The organism is Embleya sp. NBC_00896 (assembly GCF_045207785.1).
Classification (GTDB): domain Bacteria; phylum Actinomycetota; class Actinomycetes; order Streptomycetales; family Streptomycetaceae; genus Embleya.
In genome coordinates, this window is record NZ_CP108776.1 from 4,091,758 (window position 1) to 4,109,568 (window position 17,811).

At 72.7% G+C, this 17,811-nt stretch carries 10 protein-coding genes; all 10 read left to right on the forward strand.

Features of this window, described 5'->3' with window-relative positions; all coding sequences use genetic code 11:
- Window positions 1-3 precede the first annotated feature (3 nt).
- The 10 genes from OG928_RS18700 to OG928_RS18745 all read left to right on the forward strand — a co-directional run bounded on the left by OG928_RS18700 (window position 4) and on the right by OG928_RS18745 (window position 17,747).
- Entirely contained in the window at window positions 4-2,358 is a 2,355-nt protein-coding gene (locus OG928_RS18700) for a sodium-translocating pyrophosphatase (RefSeq protein WP_406285122.1), read from the forward strand.
- Window positions 2,359-2,535: 177 nt separating this feature from the next.
- Entirely contained in the window at window positions 2,536-3,315 is a 780-nt protein-coding gene (locus tag OG928_RS18705; RefSeq protein WP_406285124.1) for a hypothetical protein, read from the forward strand.
- A 27-nt stretch (window positions 3,316-3,342) separates the two neighbouring features.
- On the forward strand, window positions 3,343-4,875 hold the full coding sequence (locus OG928_RS18710) for a methyltransferase (protein WP_406285125.1): 1,533 nt from the start codon (window positions 3,343-3,345) through the stop codon (window positions 4,873-4,875).
- A gap of 414 nt (window positions 4,876-5,289) precedes the next feature.
- Window positions 5,290-8,163 (forward strand): type I DNA topoisomerase, encoded by a 2,874-nt coding sequence (topA, locus tag OG928_RS18715; protein WP_406285128.1) that lies wholly within the window; start codon window positions 5,290-5,292, stop codon window positions 8,161-8,163.
- 185 nt (window positions 8,164-8,348) lie between these two features.
- Window positions 8,349-11,555, forward strand: coding sequence for a dTMP kinase (gene tmk, locus OG928_RS18720; RefSeq protein ID WP_406285131.1), 3,207 nt, complete (start codon window positions 8,349-8,351; stop codon window positions 11,553-11,555).
- Window positions 11,556-11,677: 122 nt separating this feature from the next.
- On the forward strand, window positions 11,678-12,862 hold the full coding sequence (locus OG928_RS18725; protein WP_406285133.1) for a DNA polymerase III subunit delta': 1,185 nt from the start codon (window positions 11,678-11,680) through the stop codon (window positions 12,860-12,862).
- Between the two features lie 350 nt (window positions 12,863-13,212).
- Window positions 13,213-13,434 (forward strand): hypothetical protein, encoded by a 222-nt coding sequence (locus OG928_RS18730; protein WP_406285134.1) that lies wholly within the window; start codon window positions 13,213-13,215, stop codon window positions 13,432-13,434.
- Window positions 13,431-14,378: an alpha/beta hydrolase gene (locus OG928_RS18735; protein ID WP_406285136.1), complete on the forward strand. Its 948-nt coding sequence runs from the start codon at window positions 13,431-13,433 to the stop codon at window positions 14,376-14,378. Before OG928_RS18730 ends, OG928_RS18735 begins: the two co-directional genes overlap by 4 nt.
- Window positions 14,379-14,472: 94 nt before the next feature.
- A complete protein-coding gene (locus OG928_RS18740) occupies window positions 14,473-16,104 on the forward strand; it encodes an alpha/beta hydrolase (protein ID WP_406285139.1) in 1,632 nt (543 codons plus the stop codon).
- A 110-nt stretch (window positions 16,105-16,214) separates the two neighbouring features.
- Window positions 16,215-17,747, forward strand: a complete 1,533-nt coding sequence (locus OG928_RS18745; RefSeq protein ID WP_406285141.1) for an alpha/beta hydrolase — start codon at window positions 16,215-16,217, stop codon at window positions 17,745-17,747.
- The last annotated feature ends 64 nt before the right edge of the window (window positions 17,748-17,811 follow it).

Consider the following 17,811-nt stretch of genomic DNA (forward strand, 5'->3'; position numbering starts at 1 on the left):
CGAATGTCCGGGATCCACCCCTCCGAACTCACCATGGCCGCAGACGTCTCCGTCTCCGGCAGCAACCTCACCTACGTCGTCATCGTCGCGGTGATCGCCCTCGGCGCCCTGGGTGTCGCCGCGGGGCTCGTGCGTCAAGTGCTCGCCGCCGACGAAGGCACCGAGTCCATGAGACGGATCGCCGGTGCGATCCAAGAGGGCGCCGCCGCCTATCTCACCCGTCAGTTCCGCACCCTCGCGGTGTTCGCGGCGGGTGTCTTCTTCCTGCTCATGCTGTTGCCGGCGGACGACTGGAACGAGCGGATCGGCCGCTCGATCTTCTTCCTGGTGGGCGCGGTCTTCTCCGCCGTCACCGGGTACGTCGGCATGTGGCTCGCCGTCCGCAGCAACGTGCGCGTCGCCGCGGCGGCCCGCACCGGGGCCGGTGGTCGCGACGCGGCGATGCGGATCGCGTTCCGCACCGGCGGCGTCGCCGGCATGTTCACCGTCGGCCTCGGCCTGTTCGGGGCGGCACTCGTGGTGATCCTGTACCGCGAGGACGCCCCCAAGGTGCTCGAGGGCTTCGGCTTCGGCGCCGCGCTGCTGGCGATGTTCATGCGCGTGGGCGGCGGCATCTTCACCAAGGCCGCCGACGTCGGCGCCGACCTGGTCGGCAAGGTCGAACAGGGCATCCCCGAGGACGACCCGCGCAACGCCGCCACGATCGCCGACAACGTCGGGGACAACGTCGGCGACTGCGCGGGCATGGCCGCGGACCTGTTCGAGTCCTACGCGGTCACGCTGGTGGCCGCGCTGATCCTGGGCAAGGCCGCGTTCGGCGACGCGGGGCTCGTCTTCCCGCTGATCGTCCCCGCCATCGGGGTGCTCACCGCGGTGGTGGGCATCTACACGGTCGCGCCCCGCCCGGGCGACCGCAGCGGGATGAGCGCGATCAACCGGGGCTTCTTCGTCTCGGCGGTCATCTCGCTGATCCTGGTCGCGGGCGCCGCGTTCCTGTACCTGCCGAGCAAGTTCTCGGACCTGGACGGGCTGGCGGACCAGGAGATCCTCGCGCACGACGCCGACCCGCGCGTGTTCGCGCTGGTGGCGGTGTTGATCGGGATCGTCCTCGCGGCGGTCATCCAGCAGCTCACCGGCTACTTCACCGAGACCAGCCGGCGCCCGGTACGCGACGTCACCAAGACCTCGCTGACCGGTCCGGCGACGGTGATCCTGTCCGGCATCGCGCTGGGCCTGGAGTCCGCCGTGTACGCGGCGGTGCTGATCTCGGTGGCGGTGCTCGGCGCGTACCTGCTCGGCGCGGGGATCATCATGCTCGCGCTGTTCGCGGTCGCGCTCGCGGGCACCGGGTTGTTGACCACGGTCGGGGTGATCGTGGCCATGGACACGTTCGGTCCGGTCGCCGACAACGCGCAGGGCATCGCGGAGATGTCCGGCGACGTCGAGGGCGAGGGCGCGCAGGTGCTCACCGAACTCGACGCCGTGGGCAACACGACCAAGGCGATCACCAAGGGCATCGCGATCGCCACCGCCGTGCTCGCGGCGACCGCGCTGTACGGGTCCTACCGCGACGCCGTGAACACGGCCGTCAACGAGGCCGGTGGCCTCAAGGACGTCTCCAAGCTCACCTCGCTCTCCTTCACCACCGACATCACCCAACCGAACAACCTGGTCGGCCTGATCCTGGGCGCGGCCGTGGTGTTCCTGTTCAGCGGCCTCGCGATCAACGCGGTGTCGCGGGCCGCGGGCGCGGTGGTGTTCGAGGTGCGCAACCAGTTCCGGACCCGACCCGGGATCATGGACGGCACCGAGCTGCCCGAGTACGGCCGGGTGGTGGACATCTGCACGCGCGACTCGCTGCGTGAGCTGGCCACCCCGGGGCTGCTCGCGGTGATGGCCCCGATCGCGGTCGGGTTCACCCTCGGGATCGGCCCGCTCGCGGCGTTCCTCGCGGGGGCGATCGGCACCGGCACGCTGATGGCGGTCTTCCTGGCCAACTCCGGCGGCGCGTGGGACAACGCCAAGAAGATGGTCGAGGACGGCAGTTACGGCGGCAAGGGCTCAGCAGCCCACGAGGCCACCATCATCGGGGACACGGTCGGCGACCCGTTCAAGGACACCGCGGGACCGGCGATCAACCCGCTGCTCAAGGTGATGAACCTGGTGTCGCTGCTGATCGCGCCGGCGGTGATCAAACTGACCATCGGCGAGGACAAGAACAACGCGCTGCGCGCGCTCGCGGCGGCCTTCTCGGTGATCGTGATCGTGGGCGCGGTCTGGTACAGCAAGCGCAAGTCGGTCGTCGTCGGCGAGGACGACGGCGACCACGAGGAGCAGCCGACCAAGGCGGCCGCCTGATCCGAGCCGAGCCGGATCACACCGGATCGGGAGCGAGCGAACACCACGAGCGCCGGCACGAACACGGGCGCGGGACCGGGATTCCGGCCCCGCGTCCGTGCCGTGTGGGTCCCTCGTTTGGCCGAACACCTTTGCGCTGTGCGAGTCTGCGTCCGGCTCCGAGCGAAGGTGGAAAGCGTGTCGAGGAAGTTCCTGGTGGTCTCCGCGCTGGTCCTGGCATCGGCCTTGACCGCGTGTGGCGGCGACGACGGCAAGAACGACAAGAAGAAGCAGGCCGAACTGCGGGCGTGGGCCGCGAAGGTGTGCGCGGTGGACGTCACGGCCCGGATCGACGACGCGCGCACGGCGCTCGCGGACGTCGGCAAGGTCATCCCGAACGAACAGCCCGCGACGCTGCGCACCCGGCTCGCCGGTGACATCGCCAAGCTCGCGGACGCGGACAACGCGCTCGCCGAGGCGATCGACAAGGCCGGCGTCCCGGCGGTGTCGGACGGCGCCGCACTGCGCACCACGGTGGTCGAGGAACTGCGCGCCGCGGCCAGGGGCTGGGGCGCGATCCAGGCCAAGGTCGAGGGCCTGGCGACCGACCGACAGAACGTGTTCGCCGACGGATTGCGCACGCTGGAACCGGAGATAAACACGCTGCGGGCGTCCTCGCACACCGCGCTGGGCAAGCTGCACCAGGGCGACGCCGGCAAGGCGCTCGCGTCGGTGCCGGGCTGTGCGGCGGGCAAGCCGGACTCGATCCCCACGACGCCGGGCACGGGCGCGCCGACTACGGGCGCGCCGTCGACGAGCCCCTCCCCGAGCGCCTCGGCGGGCGGCACGCCGACCTCCTCCGCGGCGCCGAGCACCGCGCCCGGAACCGGGTCGCCCGGGCCCTCCACGGCCGCCCCGGACGGCACCCGGGAGCCGCTCCCGACGACGACCCCGAACACGCCCCCGCCCCCGACCTGATCGGCGGCCGCGCGCCCACGAGGCAGGATGGTGCGCGTGACCATGAACGACTCCTCCCAGGTGGCCCGACTCCGCGAGGCCCTGATCACGGCCGGCTACACCGTCGACGGCTGCCTCGACGCCCTCGGCCCGCAGGCGTACGCGGCGCTGTCGCGCGGTGAGACCGTGCCCGCGCTGCGTGCCCTGCGGTCCGACGCGGCGAGCCCGCTCGCGGTGCTCATCCGGCTCTTCCTGCTGCAGTCGTCGGCGCCCGAGGCGCACGTGCGGCGCGCGCTCCCGCTCGAGGAGGCGCTCGCGGGCGGCCTCCTGGAGCGGGACGGCGACGCCGTGCGCCCACTCGTGGACATCCGCCCCTACGGCGAGGCCGACACCGACTGGTGGGTGGTGTCCGACCTCGGCTCGGGCATCGGCGGCGTCAACGGGCCGGTGCGCGCCGACCACGTGCTCGGGATCGGCGGCGCGTCCACGACGCTCGCCGGGATCACCGTGCGCGAGCCCGTGGGCCGCGCGCTCGACCTGGGCACCGGCTGCGGCGTCCAGGCCCTGCACGCGTCGCGACACGCCGAATCGGTGCTCGCGACCGACGTCAACCACCGGGCGCTCGACCTCACCCGGCTGACCATGGCGCTGTCCGGGGTGGGCAATGTCGGCCTCGCCGAGGGCAGCCTGTTCGAGCCGGTCGAGGGTGAGCGGTTCGACCTGATCGTCTCCAACCCGCCGTTCGTGATCACTCCGGTGGGCGAGCGGTACACCTACCGCGACGCGGGCCTGCCCGGCGACGAGGTCTGCCGGCTCCTGGTGGCCCAGGCGCCGCGCTTCCTGGCCGACGGCGGCTACTGCCAGCTGCTGGCCAACTGGCAGCACCTGCGCGGCCAGGACTGGCAGGACCGGCTCGCGGCGTGGCTGGAGCCCACCGGGTGCGACGCCTGGGTGGTCCAGCGCGACGTCCAGGACCCGGCGCAGTACGCCGAGCTGTGGCTGCGCGATTCCGGCGACCACCACGGAAGCGCCTACGCCGAACGCTACGACGCGTGGCTGGACGCGTTCGAGCGGGACGGCGTCGAGGGGATCGGATTCGGCTGGATCACGCTGCGCGCGTCCGGGGCCGACACGCCGAAGGTGCACATCGAGGACTGGCCGCACGCGATCGAACAACCACTCGGTTCCGAGGTGCATGCCTGGTTCGGCCGGCAGGACCGACTGGCCCGGACGAACGACGACGGCCTGCTCGACGTCGCCTTCCGGCTCGCCGACCACGTGGTCCAGGAGCAGACCGGCGCCCCCGGCGCAGAGGACCCCGAGGCGGTCGTGCTGCGCCAGCGGCGCGGCATGTGCCGCGCGGACCGGGTGGACACCGTCGGCGCGGCGCTCGCCGGCGCCAGCGACGGGCGGCTTCCGGCCGGCGTCATCGTGGACGCGATCGCCCAGCTCATCGACGAGGACGCGGCCGATCTGCGCGACGCCGTACCCGGCGAACTGCGCGGATTGGTGGCCGACGGATTCCTGCTGTTCCCGCCGGTCGAGGACGCCGCCGCGGGGGTGTCCGACCCGGTCGACTGAGCGCGGCTTGGTCCGGTGCACCGTGATCGGGGGCGTGGCGCCTGTACAGTCGCTTGTGTTGTCCCAACCGGATACTCCTTGCCGTCGCCAAGAAAATGTGTTGTATGGAGGCGGCGGCTTCCCGCTCGACCGCGAACCCACGGGGTCGGGAGGCGGGAACCGCGATGCGCGCGTTACCGTTCGAGTGGCGTGGGTACCGACCGTCGCAGCGATCGTCGGACCCGGCGGACGATACGGACGGACCGGCGCACCGGGGCGACTCCGTGAGGCAAGCCGAGCAGAACCGGTTTGACACAGGGGGCCGACCCCCGGTCACACTCCGCCACACGGCGACCGCAATGTGAATACGAACCCCGAGTACGACCTTGCCCCGTGGCCAGGTCGTTGCCGACGACGATGGAGAGAGAAGCGAAGGTGTCCCCGAGCAGCGAGACCGCGCGCGACGGCCTGAGACTCGTCATTGTCGAGTCCCCGGCCAAGGCGAAAACGATCAAGGGCTATCTCGGCCCCGGTTACGTGGTCGAGGCGAGCGTGGGACACATCCGCGACCTGCCCAACGGCGCCGCCGAGGTGCCCGCCGAGTACGCGGGCAAGCCGTGGGCCCGCCTGGGCGTGGACGTGGACGCCGACTTCGAGCCGATCTACGTCGTCAACGCCGACAAGAAGGCCCAGGTCGCCAAGCTCAAGAAGCTCCTCAAGGACGCCGACGAGCTCTTCCTCGCAACCGACGAGGACCGCGAGGGCGAGGCCATCGCGTGGCACCTCCTCGAGGTGCTCAAGCCCAAGGTGCCCGTGCACCGCATGGTGTTCCACGAGATCACCAAGGACGCGATCCGCAACGCGGTGAACAACCCGCGTGAGCTCAACCAGCGCCTGGTCGACGCGCAGGAGACCCGCCGCATCCTCGACCGCCTCTACGGCTACGAGGTCTCGCCGGTCCTGTGGAAGAAGGTCGGCCCGCGCCTTTCGGCGGGCCGCGTCCAGTCGGTGGCCACCCGTCTGGTGGTCGAGCGCGAGCGGGAGCGCCGCGCGTTCACGTCGGCGTCCTACTGGGACGTGCTCGGCGTGTTCGGCACCGGCCGGGTCGGCGACCCGAGCGACCCGAGCACGATGAACGCGCGCCTGGTCTCGCTGGACGGCAAGCGCGTCGCCTCCGGTCGCGACTTCGGCTCCGACGGCAGGCTCAAGAACGCCGGCGTGCTCCAGTTGGAGGAGGCCGGCGCCCGCGCGCTGACCGCCGCGCTCGAATCCGCGTCGTTCTCGGTGCGCGCCGTCGAGCGCAAGCCCTACCGTCGCTCCCCGTACGCCCCGTTCCGCACGACGACCCTCCAGCAGGAGGCCTCGCGCAAGCTCGGCTACGGCGCGAAGCGCACGATGCAGATCGCGCAGAAGCTGTACGAGAACGGCTTCATCACCTACATGCGTACCGACTCCACCACGCTGTCCGAGACGGCCGTCACGGCCGCCCGGGCGCAGGTGCGGGAGCTGTACGGCGCCGAGTACGTGCCGGACGCGCCGCGGGTGTACACCGGCAAGGTCAAGAACGCTCAGGAGGCGCACGAGGCGATCCGCCCGTCGGGGGAGAGCTTCCGCACGCCCGCCGAGACCGGCCTCGCGGGTGACGAGTTCCGACTGTACGAACTGATCTGGATGCGTACCGTCGCGTCGCAGATGAAGGACGCGGTCGGCCAGTCGGTCACCGTCCGCATCGGGGCCACGGCCCAGGGCGCGGACCTGCCCGGGCGCGACGCGGAATTCACCGCGAGCGGCAAGATCATCACCTTCCACGGCTTCCTCAAGGCCTACGTCGAGGGCTCGGACGACCCGGACGCGGAGCTGGACGACCGCGAGCGCCGGCTGCCGATGGTCACCGAGGGCGACGCGCTCACCGCCGACCAGCTCACCCCGGAGGGCCACGCGACCAAGCCGCCGGCCCGCTACACCGAGGCGTCGCTGATCAAGGAGCTGGAGGACCGCGAGATCGGCCGCCCCTCGACGTTCGCGTCGATCGTCGGCACGATCCTGGACCGCGGCTACACGTTCAAGAAGGGCACGGCCCTGGTGCCGTCCTTCCTGGCGTTCGCGGTGGTCGGCCTGCTCGAAGGCCACTTCGCCACGCTCGTCGACTACGACTTCACCGCCAAGATGGAGGACGACCTCGACCGCATCGCGCGCGGCGAGACCGAGTCCGTGCCGTGGCTGCGCAAGTTCTACTTCGGCGACGAGGCCCAGCCGAACGAGGATCACCTCGGCGGGCTCAAGGCGCTGGTCACCGACCTCAGCGCGATCGACGCCCGCGAGGTCAACTCGTTCCCGGTGGGCGAGGGCATCGTGCTGCGGGTGGGCCGGTACGGGCCGTACGTCGAGCGCGGCGACCAGCGCGCGGACGTCCCCGACGACCTGCCGCCGGACGAGCTGACCGTGGCCAAGGCCGAGGAACTGCTCGACAAGCCCAGCGGCGACCACGAACTGGGCGTTGACCCGATCAGCGGGCACATGATCGTGGCCAAGGACGGGCGCTACGGCCCGTACGTGACCGAGGTCCTGCCCGAGCCGCCGGCTCCCGCCACCCCGGCGGCCACGCCTGCCGACGGCGCGAAGCCCGCCAAGAAGACCGCGAAGAAGGCCGCCGCGAAGAACGGCCCCAAGCCGCGCACCGCGTCCCTCTTCAAGTCGATGGCGCTCGACACGGTCACCCTGGAGGACGCGCTCAAGCTCTTCACGCTGCCGCGCGTGGTGGGCAAGCACCCGGAGACGGGTACCGAGATCACCGCGCAGAACGGCCGCTACGGCCCGTACCTCAAGATGGACACCGACTCGCGCTCCCTGGAGACCGAGGACCAGCTGTTCACGGTGACCCTCGACGAGGCGCTGGCCATCTACGCCCAGCCGAAGGCGCGTGGTCGGGCCGCGGCCAAGCCGCCGCTGAAGGAACTGGGCACCGACCCGGTCAGCGGCAAGGCGGTCACGGTCAAGGACGGCCGATTCGGTCCGTACGTGACCGACGGCGAGACCAACGCGACGCTGCGCGCGGACGACTCGGTCGAGACGATCACGCCCGAGCGCGGCTACGAGCTGCTCGCGGACAAGCGGGCCAAGGGCCCGGCGAAGAAGACCACCAAGAAGGCCGCCGCGAAGAAGGCGCCCGCGAAGAAGGCGACGGCGACGAAGACCGCCGCCAAGAAGACGGCCGCCAAGAAGACCGCGGCCGACGGCAAGACCACGAAGGCCGCCGCCGCCAAGGCGACGGCGAACGCCGGCGCGAAGAGTGCGACCGACAAGGCGTGAGGCGACAATGCCGAGGTAGGGATATCTCGGTACGTATCGATCAGGGCGGCGCCGGCGGGATCCGGCGCCGCCTCGGTCGGTTCCGGCGACGACATCGGGCCCTGTGCTACGGTCCGCCGCCGGAGCACGGGGGATGCGGTTGAGGTTGCCGTTTCCCGTCTGGTGACGACGTTAGGGTTCTCCGTATGACGCACGCGGAGCAGCAAGCGCCGGATTCGGCGATACCGCCCCGTCAGGTCGAGCCGACAGAGGGCATCGGGGGTGTGCTGAGCATCCGCCCGTTCCGTCGCTTCTGGTTCGCGGTCGCGGCGTCCGCGCTCGGTGACTGGCTCGCCCTGCTGGCACTCACCTCGGCCGCGCTGTGGACCGTCGACGGGGACTATCGCAAACACGCGACGGCCGTCGCCGTCGTGTTCGCGCTGCGGTTGTTGCCGGCGGCCGTGATGGCCTCGGTGGCCGGTCCGATCGTGGACCACCTCGACCGGCGCTGGACGCTGGTGACGTGCGACGTGATCCGGGCCGCGGTGCTCGTGTCCGTGCCGTTCGTGGACAAGATGTGGTGGATCTGGGGCGCGACGGCGGCGGTCGGCGTGGTCGGCGCGCTCGCCGGACCCGCCCGCGACGCCACCGTGCCCAACCTGGTGCCCCGGCAACGGATGGGCACCGCCAACCAGTTCAACCTCGTGACGTCCTACGGCGCGGCCCCGGCGGCGGCGCTGCTGTTCGTGTTCACCGCGCTCGTCGGCACGGCCTTCTCGCACGACGTGTCGATGTTCGTCGACCACCCCTCGAACCTGGCCTTCTACACCGCGGCCGCCGTGTTCGCGCTGGCCGCGGTGTTCGCGTCGATGATCCGGATGCCCACGCGCGGGCGCTCGGTCAGCACGCGACGCCCGAACCCGTTCAAGGTGCTCGCCGACGTCCGCCGGGTGTTCGGCCACGGCCGGACCGCGCGCGGCCTGATCGTCGGCATGATCGCGCTGTTCCTGGCGGGCGGTGCACTCGTGTCGACCGCGCCGCTGCTCGTGGTCGGGCTGCACGCCGGAAACGCCGCGTACGGCACGGTGTTCCTGATGCTCATCGCCGGTGTCAGCGCGGGCATGCTGTGGGGTCCGCGTGTGGTCCCGGCGTTCAGCCGGCGGCGCCTGTACGGCATGGCCGTGATGTGCGCGGGGCTCACGCTGCTGATCCTGGCCGCGGTCGCCAACGTCGTGATGGCCGCGGTACTCGCCGCCCTGCTCGGGGTGTTCGCGGGCGTCGCCTGGGTCACCGGCTACACGATGTACGGCCTGGACTTCGGTGAGGACCTGCGGAGCCGGGCGTTCGCCTTCGCGCAACTGATCGTGCGGATCGTGCTGTTCGTCGCGCTCGTCGCCGGACCGATCGGCGCGGGATACGCCGGAGCCCGCTCGTGGGTGATCGCCGACCGGTTCACGTTCGACTACAGCGGGGCCGCGCTGGTGCTGGCCGGCACCGGCCTGTTCGTGATCATCCTCGGCTGGATCGCGCTGCTGAGCGTCGACGACCGGCGCGGCGTGCCGATCCTGCGCGACCTCGCCGCGGCGACCCGCAACGAGGACCACGTCACCGGGCGGCCGGCCGGGACCACCGGCTTCTTCATCGCCCTGGAGGGCGGCGAGGGCGCGGGCAAGTCGACCCAGGCCGACGCGATCGCGGCGTGGATACGGGCCAAGGGGCACGAGGTCGTGGTCACCCGCGAGCCGGGCGCGACCGCGGTCGGCAAGCGGCTGCGCGCGATGCTGCTCGACCTGGACGGCGATCCGGTCGACGCGCGCACCGAGGCGCTGCTGTACGCGGCGGACCGGGCCGAGCACGTGCAGACCGTGATCCTGCCCGCCCTGCGGCGCGGCGCGATCGTGATCAGCGACCGCTACATCGACTCCTCGATCGCCTACCAGGGCGCCGGACGCGGCCTGGGCGCGCGCGAGATCGGCCGGGTCTCGCGCTGGGCGACCGACGGGCTGCTGCCCGACCTGACCATCCTGCTCGACCTCGACCCCACGGTGGGACACGGCCGCTTCACCGAGGCGCCCGACCGCCTGGAGTCCGAGCCGCGTGACTTCCACCTGCGGATCCGGCACGCGTTTCTGGACCTGGCCGCGCACGACCCCGACCGCTACCTCGTGGTGGACGCCGACCAGGAGCCGGACGCGGTCACCACGCCGATCCGGCACCGGCTCGACCGCGAACTGCCGCTGTCCGAGCAGGAGAAGCGACAGGCCCTGGAACTGGCCAAGCGGATGCGCGAGGAGGACGCCCGGCGCAAGGCCGAGCAGGCCGCACGCGACGCCGAGAAGGCCGCGTTGATCGCGCGCCTTCGGGCCGAGAGCGAGGAGCGCCAGCGCCAGGCCGAACACGCCCGGCTCGCCGAGGAGTCCGCGCGGCTGGCCGAGGAGGAGCAGCGCTACGCCGAGGAGGAGGCGCGCCGGATCTCCGCCGAGGCCGACCAGCGGGCCCGCACCGCGGCGGAGGCCGCCGAGGAGGCCCGGCTGCACGCCGAGTCGGAGCGCCGCCGGCTCGCGGCCGAGGCCGAGCGCCGCGCCGAGGAGCAGCAGCGGGTCGCCGAGGACGCCAAGGCCAGGGCCGAAGAGGCCCGGGTGCGCGCCGCGGAGGAGGCCGAGCGCCGCGACGAGCAGCGCCGTCGGCTCGAGGAGGCGTCCGCGTTGCAGGCCGAGCAGGCCCGGGCCGCGGCCGAGGAGGACCGCGAGGCCGAGTTGGCGCGGCAGCGCGCCGCCGAGGAGGAGCGCGACCGGTTGCAGGCCGAGGCGGCGCGCGACGTCGAGCGGATGCGCGCCGAGGAGGCCGCCCGGGTCGCGGACGAGCGCCGACTGGCCGAGGAGCGCCGCCGGGCCGAGGACGCCCTGCGCCGCGCCGAGTCCGAGCGCCGCCGTGCCGAGCGGGAGGCGTCCCGCGCGTCCGAGGCCGCCGCGACCGCGCGGGCACGCGCCGCGCAGGAGGCCGCCGCGCTCGCGGCGGAGGCGGGCCCGTCCGAGGACCCGAGCACGCTCGAGACGCCGGTACACGGGATGCGTCGGCCCGATCCGGACATGGCGGACACGCCCGTGCACGGTGTGCCGCGGCCGCAGCCCGAGGCGCCGGACAACGCCGACACCACCGAGTTGCAGCAGCTGCGACTGCGCGAGGCGGCCGAGGACACCCGGGAGATCCCGCAGCTGAACCTGGACGAGACGCGCGCGCTGTCGACGGTCGCGCCGCCCGCGGGCGACGCCGACCACACGCTGGCCGACGACCTGCTCGGGCCGTGGACGGGCGAGCCGGAGCCGGACGAGGCCGAGCCGGAGCCGGACGACGCGGAGGAAGGGTCGGCGGACCAGGGCCGCAAGCGCCGTTGGCGCCGCAACAAGTCCTGACGCGCGGCCCGGGTGTCCGGATGCCTCGGGGCATCGTGCCGCCGGGGTGACGTGGACTCGAATGTCACGTCACCCCGGTACGGTCGTACCGGGACCACACCGGAACGAGGAGACAAGAGCGCGTGACCGTCTGGGACGACCTCGTCGGGCAGGATCGCGTCGCCGAGCAGCTGCGCACCGCGGCCGGCGCCGCCCGGGCGGTCCTCGCGGGCGAGGGCGTCGGCGGGATGACCCACGCGTGGCTGTTCACCGGCCCGCCCGGGGTCGGCACCGCGACCGCCGCCCGCGCGTTCGCCGCGGCACTGCAGTGCGTGAGCCCCGATCTGGCGCTGGGCGCCGAGCCGGGCTGCGGGCACTGCGACGGCTGCCACACCGCGCTGACCGGGACGCACGCCGACGTCGACGTGGTCGCCACCGAGCTGTTGTCGATCGGCGTCAAGGAGACCCGCGACCTGGTCCGCCGCGCGGCCATGACGCCGGCCGGCGGGCGCTGGCAGGTGATCATCCTGGAGGACGCGGGCCGGCTCACCGAGGGCGCGGGCAACGTCCTGCTCAAGGCGATCGAGGAACCCGCCGACCGGACCGTGTGGCTGCTGTGCGCGCCGTCCCTGGAGGACGCGCTGCCCACGATCCGCTCGCGCTGCCGCAACGTCGCGCTGCGCACGCCGCCCGCCGGCGCGGTGGCCGACCTGCTGATGCGCCGGGACGGGATCGATCCGGCGATGGCCGCGTTCGCCGCCGCCGCGTCGAGCGGCGACATCAAGAGCGCGCGCCGGCTCGCGCTGGACGAGCAGGCCCGCGGGCGCCGGGCCGACGTGCTGCGGATCCCGATGGTGGTCGGCGACATCGGCCGGGCGATGGCCGCCGCGCAGCGCCTGGTGGACGCGGCCGCCGAGGACGCGAAGCAGGTCGCGGCCGATCTGGACGGCCGCGAGACCGAGGAACTGCGGGCCGCGCTCGGCGCGGTCGGCGGCGGTCGGATGCCCAGCGGCACGGCCGGCGTGATGAAGGAACTGGAGAACAAGCAGAAGAAGCGGGCCACCCGCACGCAACGGGACTGCCTGGACCGCGCGTTGGTGGACCTGACCACGTTCTACCGGGACGTGCTGGCGCTACAGCTGCGCGCGGCGGTCCCGCTGGCCAACGACGTGCTGCGCGCCGATCTGGACACGGTGGCCCGGTCGTCCGTGCCGGAGGCGACGCTGCGGCGGATCGAGGCGATCCTGGCCTGCCGTCGCGCGATCGACGCGAACGTCGCGCCGTTGCTCGCGGTCGAGGCGATGGTGCTGACCCTGCGGACCGGCTGAGCGCTCGTCGTTCGCTCCCGCCGCGGGTCGGTTCACTCCTTGGAGCGGCAGTGCTCGTCGGGCGGAACCCGCGACCCCCACTTGTACGTCATCGTGGGAGAGTTCGCGGGAACATTGTGGCTGGTGAGGTCGGAAGGACGGTGCGGGGTTGCGTTCCGTGACCAGGACGCTCAAAGGTCTGCTGATCGCGGTGACCCTCGGGGCAGTCGTCGTTCTCGTGTGGAGAGCACGGGCATCGCGGGCCGCCGCGGCCGGGACAGCCGAGGCCGGGCCCGGGCCCGAGCCCACCGCGCCGCCGTCGCCGGCCCGCCGCGGCGGCCGTGCCACACGTGTCGACCCGGGAGCGGGCGATGGCGCCGGAGCGGGACGCCGCGCCGGAACCGGCCACCGTACGAGCCGAGTTGCCGCTGCCGTTCGCGCCGGTGGAGCTGACCTCGTCGGCGCCGGCGGCGTTGGCCCGGCACGAACCGCTGCACGCGGCTCCGGGCCCCTGGAAGCCGATCGGGCCCCGGCCCGGCGCAGGCGCGGGCTGCGCTCGCCGCTCGGCGTCGGCCTGCTCGCGCTGGCCGTGATCGCCGCCGGGGTCGGCGGCACCTTCGCGTACAAGGGCATCGCCGACGACGACGCGCAGAACGTCGCCGCGACCACGCCCGACCAGCCGGCCGGCTCGCCCGCACCGACCTCCTCGGGGCCCGCGGTCGCGCCGCAGCGGTTCACCAAGGTGGCGGCCAAGTCCGGCGGCACGCTCAACAAGGCGACCGTCGAGGGCCGCCGGTCCGGCGTCACCGCCGACGTGTGGGTCTGGCTCCCCCCGGGGTACGACGCCCCCGCCAACCGCGGCCGTACCTACCCCGTACTCGTGACCCAGTCGTCGCTGCCGGGCGTCGAGTCGAACAGCTTCGTCGACGACTCGGTGTCCTTCCTGCCCAAGCTCGCGGCGGCGATCGAGACCGGCACGGTCCCGCCGTACATCGTGGTCGCGCCCGAGTTGATGCCCTACCCGAAGCAGGACGTGGACGCGGGTCTGACCGCGGCCAAGGACACCGAGTGCAGCGATGTCCCGAACAAGCCGAAGATGGCCACCTTCCACAACGAGGACGTCCGCGAGGCGGTCGCGGCGACCTATCGCACCGCCGTCGACCGGGCCTCGTGGGCACTGATCGGGGACGGCTCGGGCGGCCTGTGCGCGGTCAAGTACGCGTTGCAGTACCCGCAGTACTACGCCGCCGCGGTCAGCCTGTCGGGCCGGACCGCGCTCAAGTCCCCGCTGTGGAACGCCGATCCGCAGGCGAAGGCCGCGAACGACCCGGTCAGGCTCCTCGACGGTCGTCCCGACGTACGGATCCTGCTGTCCGGCCACACCGGCACGACGGGCTCCGAATTCGCCGCCAAGGCCAAGGCCCCGACGCAGGTGAAGACCGTCGCCGGAGCCGGCGGAGCGTCGAGCGACATAACGCGTCAGCTGTCCGAGGCGCTCACCTTCCTGGGCCGCAACACCAAGAATCCGGCGGCCTGACCCGCGTGGGCGGGGTCCGGCTCGGCGGCTCGCGGGCGGGGTCCCGCCGACCGCGATTCGTGCACGAGCATGCGTTCGATGGTAGGCAGTACGCGTGAAACGAATATCCCGAGTGGGACTCATCGGTCGTGCGATCCCGGTCGTGCTCGCCGTCGCGGTGGTCGCGAGTTGTACCGTCGCGTCCGATCTCGGTGACGCCGTGGACGGGAACGGCCGGAGCACGGCGGCTCCCGGCGGCTCCGGCGCGAAGGCGCCGGCCACGCCCGGTGACCCCAACCCCGGGCTGACCCGTTTCTACACGCAGCGGCCGGCCTGGAAGCCCTGCGAGAGCGACGACGAGGACCAGCGGACCCAGGCCACGACGTTCCGCTGCGCGACGTTCACCGTCCCGCTCGACTACGCCCGGCCGGCCGGGAAGACGATCGACATCGCGGTCACCCGCAAGACCGCGGCCAAGCCCGGGCAGCGGATCGGCTCGCTGCTGCTGAACCCCGGCGGCCCGGGCGGCTCCGGGGTCGAGGCGGCCTGGTGGATGGCCTCCGACACGATCGGCAAGCCGCTCCTGGACGCCTACGACATCGTCGGCTTCGACCCGCGCGGGGTCGACCGCAGCGCGCCGGTGAAGTGCATGACCGACCGCGAGCGCGACGCCTACGTGGCCGAGGACCTGCCCGACGACCCGGCACAGGCCGAGGTCCGGGCCAAGCAGCGGGAGAAGAACTACGCGGCGGAGTGCCAGAGCAGGTCCGGCGAGCTGCTGCCCTTCGTCGGCACCGACAACGCCGCGCGCGACATGGACATCCTGCGCGCGGCCCTGGGCGACGAGAAGCTCAACTACATCGGCTTCTCGTACGGCACCTACCTCGGCGCCACGTACGCCGAACGTTTCCCGGGCCGCACCGGCCGGCTGGTCCTGGACGGCGCGGTGGACCCGGCCGCGGACGGGCTGAGCTCGTCGGTCGACCAGCAGGTCGGCTTCGACCGGTCGCTGCGCCGGTTCGCCGAGGACTGCGCGAAGCGCCCGGGCTGCGCGCTCGGCACGGATCCCGCCACCGCCCCGACGAAGGTCGCGGACTTCCTGGACGGCCTCCAGGACAAGCCGTTGCGCAGCCGCTCCGGCCGCCAACTGACCTCCAGCCTGGGCTGGATCGGCGCGGTCAGCCTGCTGTACGGCGACAAGGACACCGCGTGGAAGTACCTTCGCGACGCGCTCTCCGACGCGATGGTGCGCAATTCGCCCGACGCACTGCTGTTCTACGCCGACAACTACAACGGCCGTGACGAGGAGGGGCACTACGACAACAGCGCGGACGCGTTCATCGCGATCGGGTGCGCGGACGGCTCCGGGGACGCGCCGACGCCGGAGCAGGTGCAGGCCGCGCTGGCCCGGCTCAAGCGCGAGGCGCCGCTGCTGTCGCGGGACGTGGCCGCCGACGACCTGGCCGGGGAGAGCTGCGAGGCATGGCCGTTCAAGTCGCCGGCCAAGCCGCACGCGATCCGCGCGCAGGGCAGCGCGCCGATCCTCGTGGTCGGCACGACGGGTGACCCGGCGACGCCGTACGCCTCCGCCGAGAAGCTCGCGGCCCAGCTCGCGGACGCGACGCTGTTGACCTTCGAGGGCGAAGGGCACACGGCGTACGGCGGCAACAGCACGTGCGTCGACGAGGCGATCGAGGGGTTCCTGCTCAAGGGGACGATGCCGGCGAAGGGCAAGCGGTGCAGCTGAGGGGCGGGGCGCCCGACGCGTCTATGGGGACTATCGGGCGGCCTCGTGGTTACCCTCCCCAGAAGGTGCACGGCCGTGCATCGGGCAGGGCTACGGGAGGAACGGGTCGCATGATGCGGGGTTCGTGCGCGAAGGTCGCCGCCGCGGCGCTGGGCCTGCTCCTGGTGGCGGGTTGCAGTGGGTCGGACTCGTCGTCGAAGCCGCCGCCCGGCAAGGACGACGGCGCCCCGAGCAGCCGGTCCGGCGCGACGAACCCGCCGACGCCGGCGCTGGATCCGATCGTGTGGACCGACTGCTCCGGCGGCCTCAAGTGCGGCACGCTCCAGGTGCCGCTCGACCACGCCAAGCCGGACGGCCCGAGGATCAAGCTCGCGGTGACGAAGAAGCCGGCCACGGGATCGAAGCGGATCGGCTCGCTCGTGCTCAACCCGGGCGGACCGGGCGGCTCGGGCGTGGACTACGCGCGGTACGCGGCGACGAGCTATCCGGCCGAGCTGCGCAGGGCGTTCGACATCGTCGGCTTCGACCCGCGCGGCGTCGGTCGCAGTACGGCGGTGACCTGCCTGACCGACAACGGGATGGACACGTTCACGCAGCTCGACGCGACGCCGGACACGCCCGACGAGGAGAAGGCGTGGGTCGACGGCACGCGCGCCTACGGCAAGGCGTGTGCCGACAAGTCGGGTGACCTGCTCGGCCACGTGAGCACCGTCGACGCGGCGCGCGACATGGACCTGCTGCGGGCCTCGCTCGGCGACGACAAGCTCTACTACGTGGGCGCGTCCTACGGCACGTTCCTGGGCGCGACGTACGCCGAGTTGTACCCGGACCGGGTCGGGCGGCTCGTCCTCGACGGCGCGATGGACCCCAGCCAGCCGGTGTCGGTGGCCAACCGGGTGCAGGGCGGCGGCTTCGAGACCGCGCTGGCGGCCTTCCTCGACGACTGCGTCGGCGGCGGCTCGTGCTCGCTCGGCTCGACCCGCGCGGCCGGACTCGCCCGGATCCGCGGCCTCCTGGACCAGCTCGACGCGCGCCCGCTGCCGGGCGACGCGACCCGCAAGGTCACCGAGTCGATCGCGACCACGGGCATCCTGTCGCCGCTGTACGCGAAGGAGCAGTGGCCGAGGCTCCGCCAGGCGCTGGAGGCCGCGCAGCGCGGCGACGGCGGACCGCTGCTCGAACTCAACGACCAGTACTACGAGCGCGGCCCGGACGGCAAGTACAGCAACCTGATGTACGCGAACCTGGCCGTGAACTGCCTCGACGGCCCGCCCGCGGCCGGCTCGCGCGCGGACGTCGAGCGCGACCTGCCGGCCTATCTGGCCGACTCGCCGACCTTCGGCCGCAACCTCGCCTGGGCCGGCCTGTCCTGCACGGCCTGGCCGGTCGCGCCGACCGGGACACCGCACCCGATCAAGGCCGAGGGCGCGGCCCCGATCCTGGTGGTGGGCACCACCCGGGACCCGGCCACCCCCTACGTGTGGGCGCAGGCCCTGGCCGGTCAACTCGCCTCCGGAACCCTGCTGACCTACGACGGCGACGGCCACACCGCGTTCGGCCGCGGCAGCGACTGCGTCGACCGCGCGGTCGTCGACTACCTGACCCAGGGCACCGTCCCCAACGACGGCAAGACCTGCCGCTGACCACCCGACAATCGCGCGTGTGGAGCACCCCGGCGGGTGTGTACACTCGTTCCCTGTCGCCACC

What these genes read in the sequence shown, in the direction of transcription:
- OG928_RS18700 (WP_406285122.1), top strand. Translation starts at nt 4, where the DNA reads ATGTCCGGGATCCACCCCTCCGAACTCACCATGGCCGCAGACGTCTCC.
- OG928_RS18710 (WP_406285125.1), top strand. Translation starts at nt 3,343, where the DNA reads ATGGTGCGCGTGACCATGAACGACTCCTCCCAGGTGGCCCGACTCCGC.
- tmk (WP_406285131.1), top strand. Translation starts at nt 8,349, where the DNA reads ATGACGCACGCGGAGCAGCAAGCGCCGGATTCGGCGATACCGCCCCGT.
- OG928_RS18730 (WP_406285134.1), top strand. Translation starts at nt 13,213, where the DNA reads ATGGCGCCGGAGCGGGACGCCGCGCCGGAACCGGCCACCGTACGAGCC.
- OG928_RS18745 (WP_406285141.1), top strand. Translation starts at nt 16,215, where the DNA reads ATGATGCGGGGTTCGTGCGCGAAGGTCGCCGCCGCGGCGCTGGGCCTG.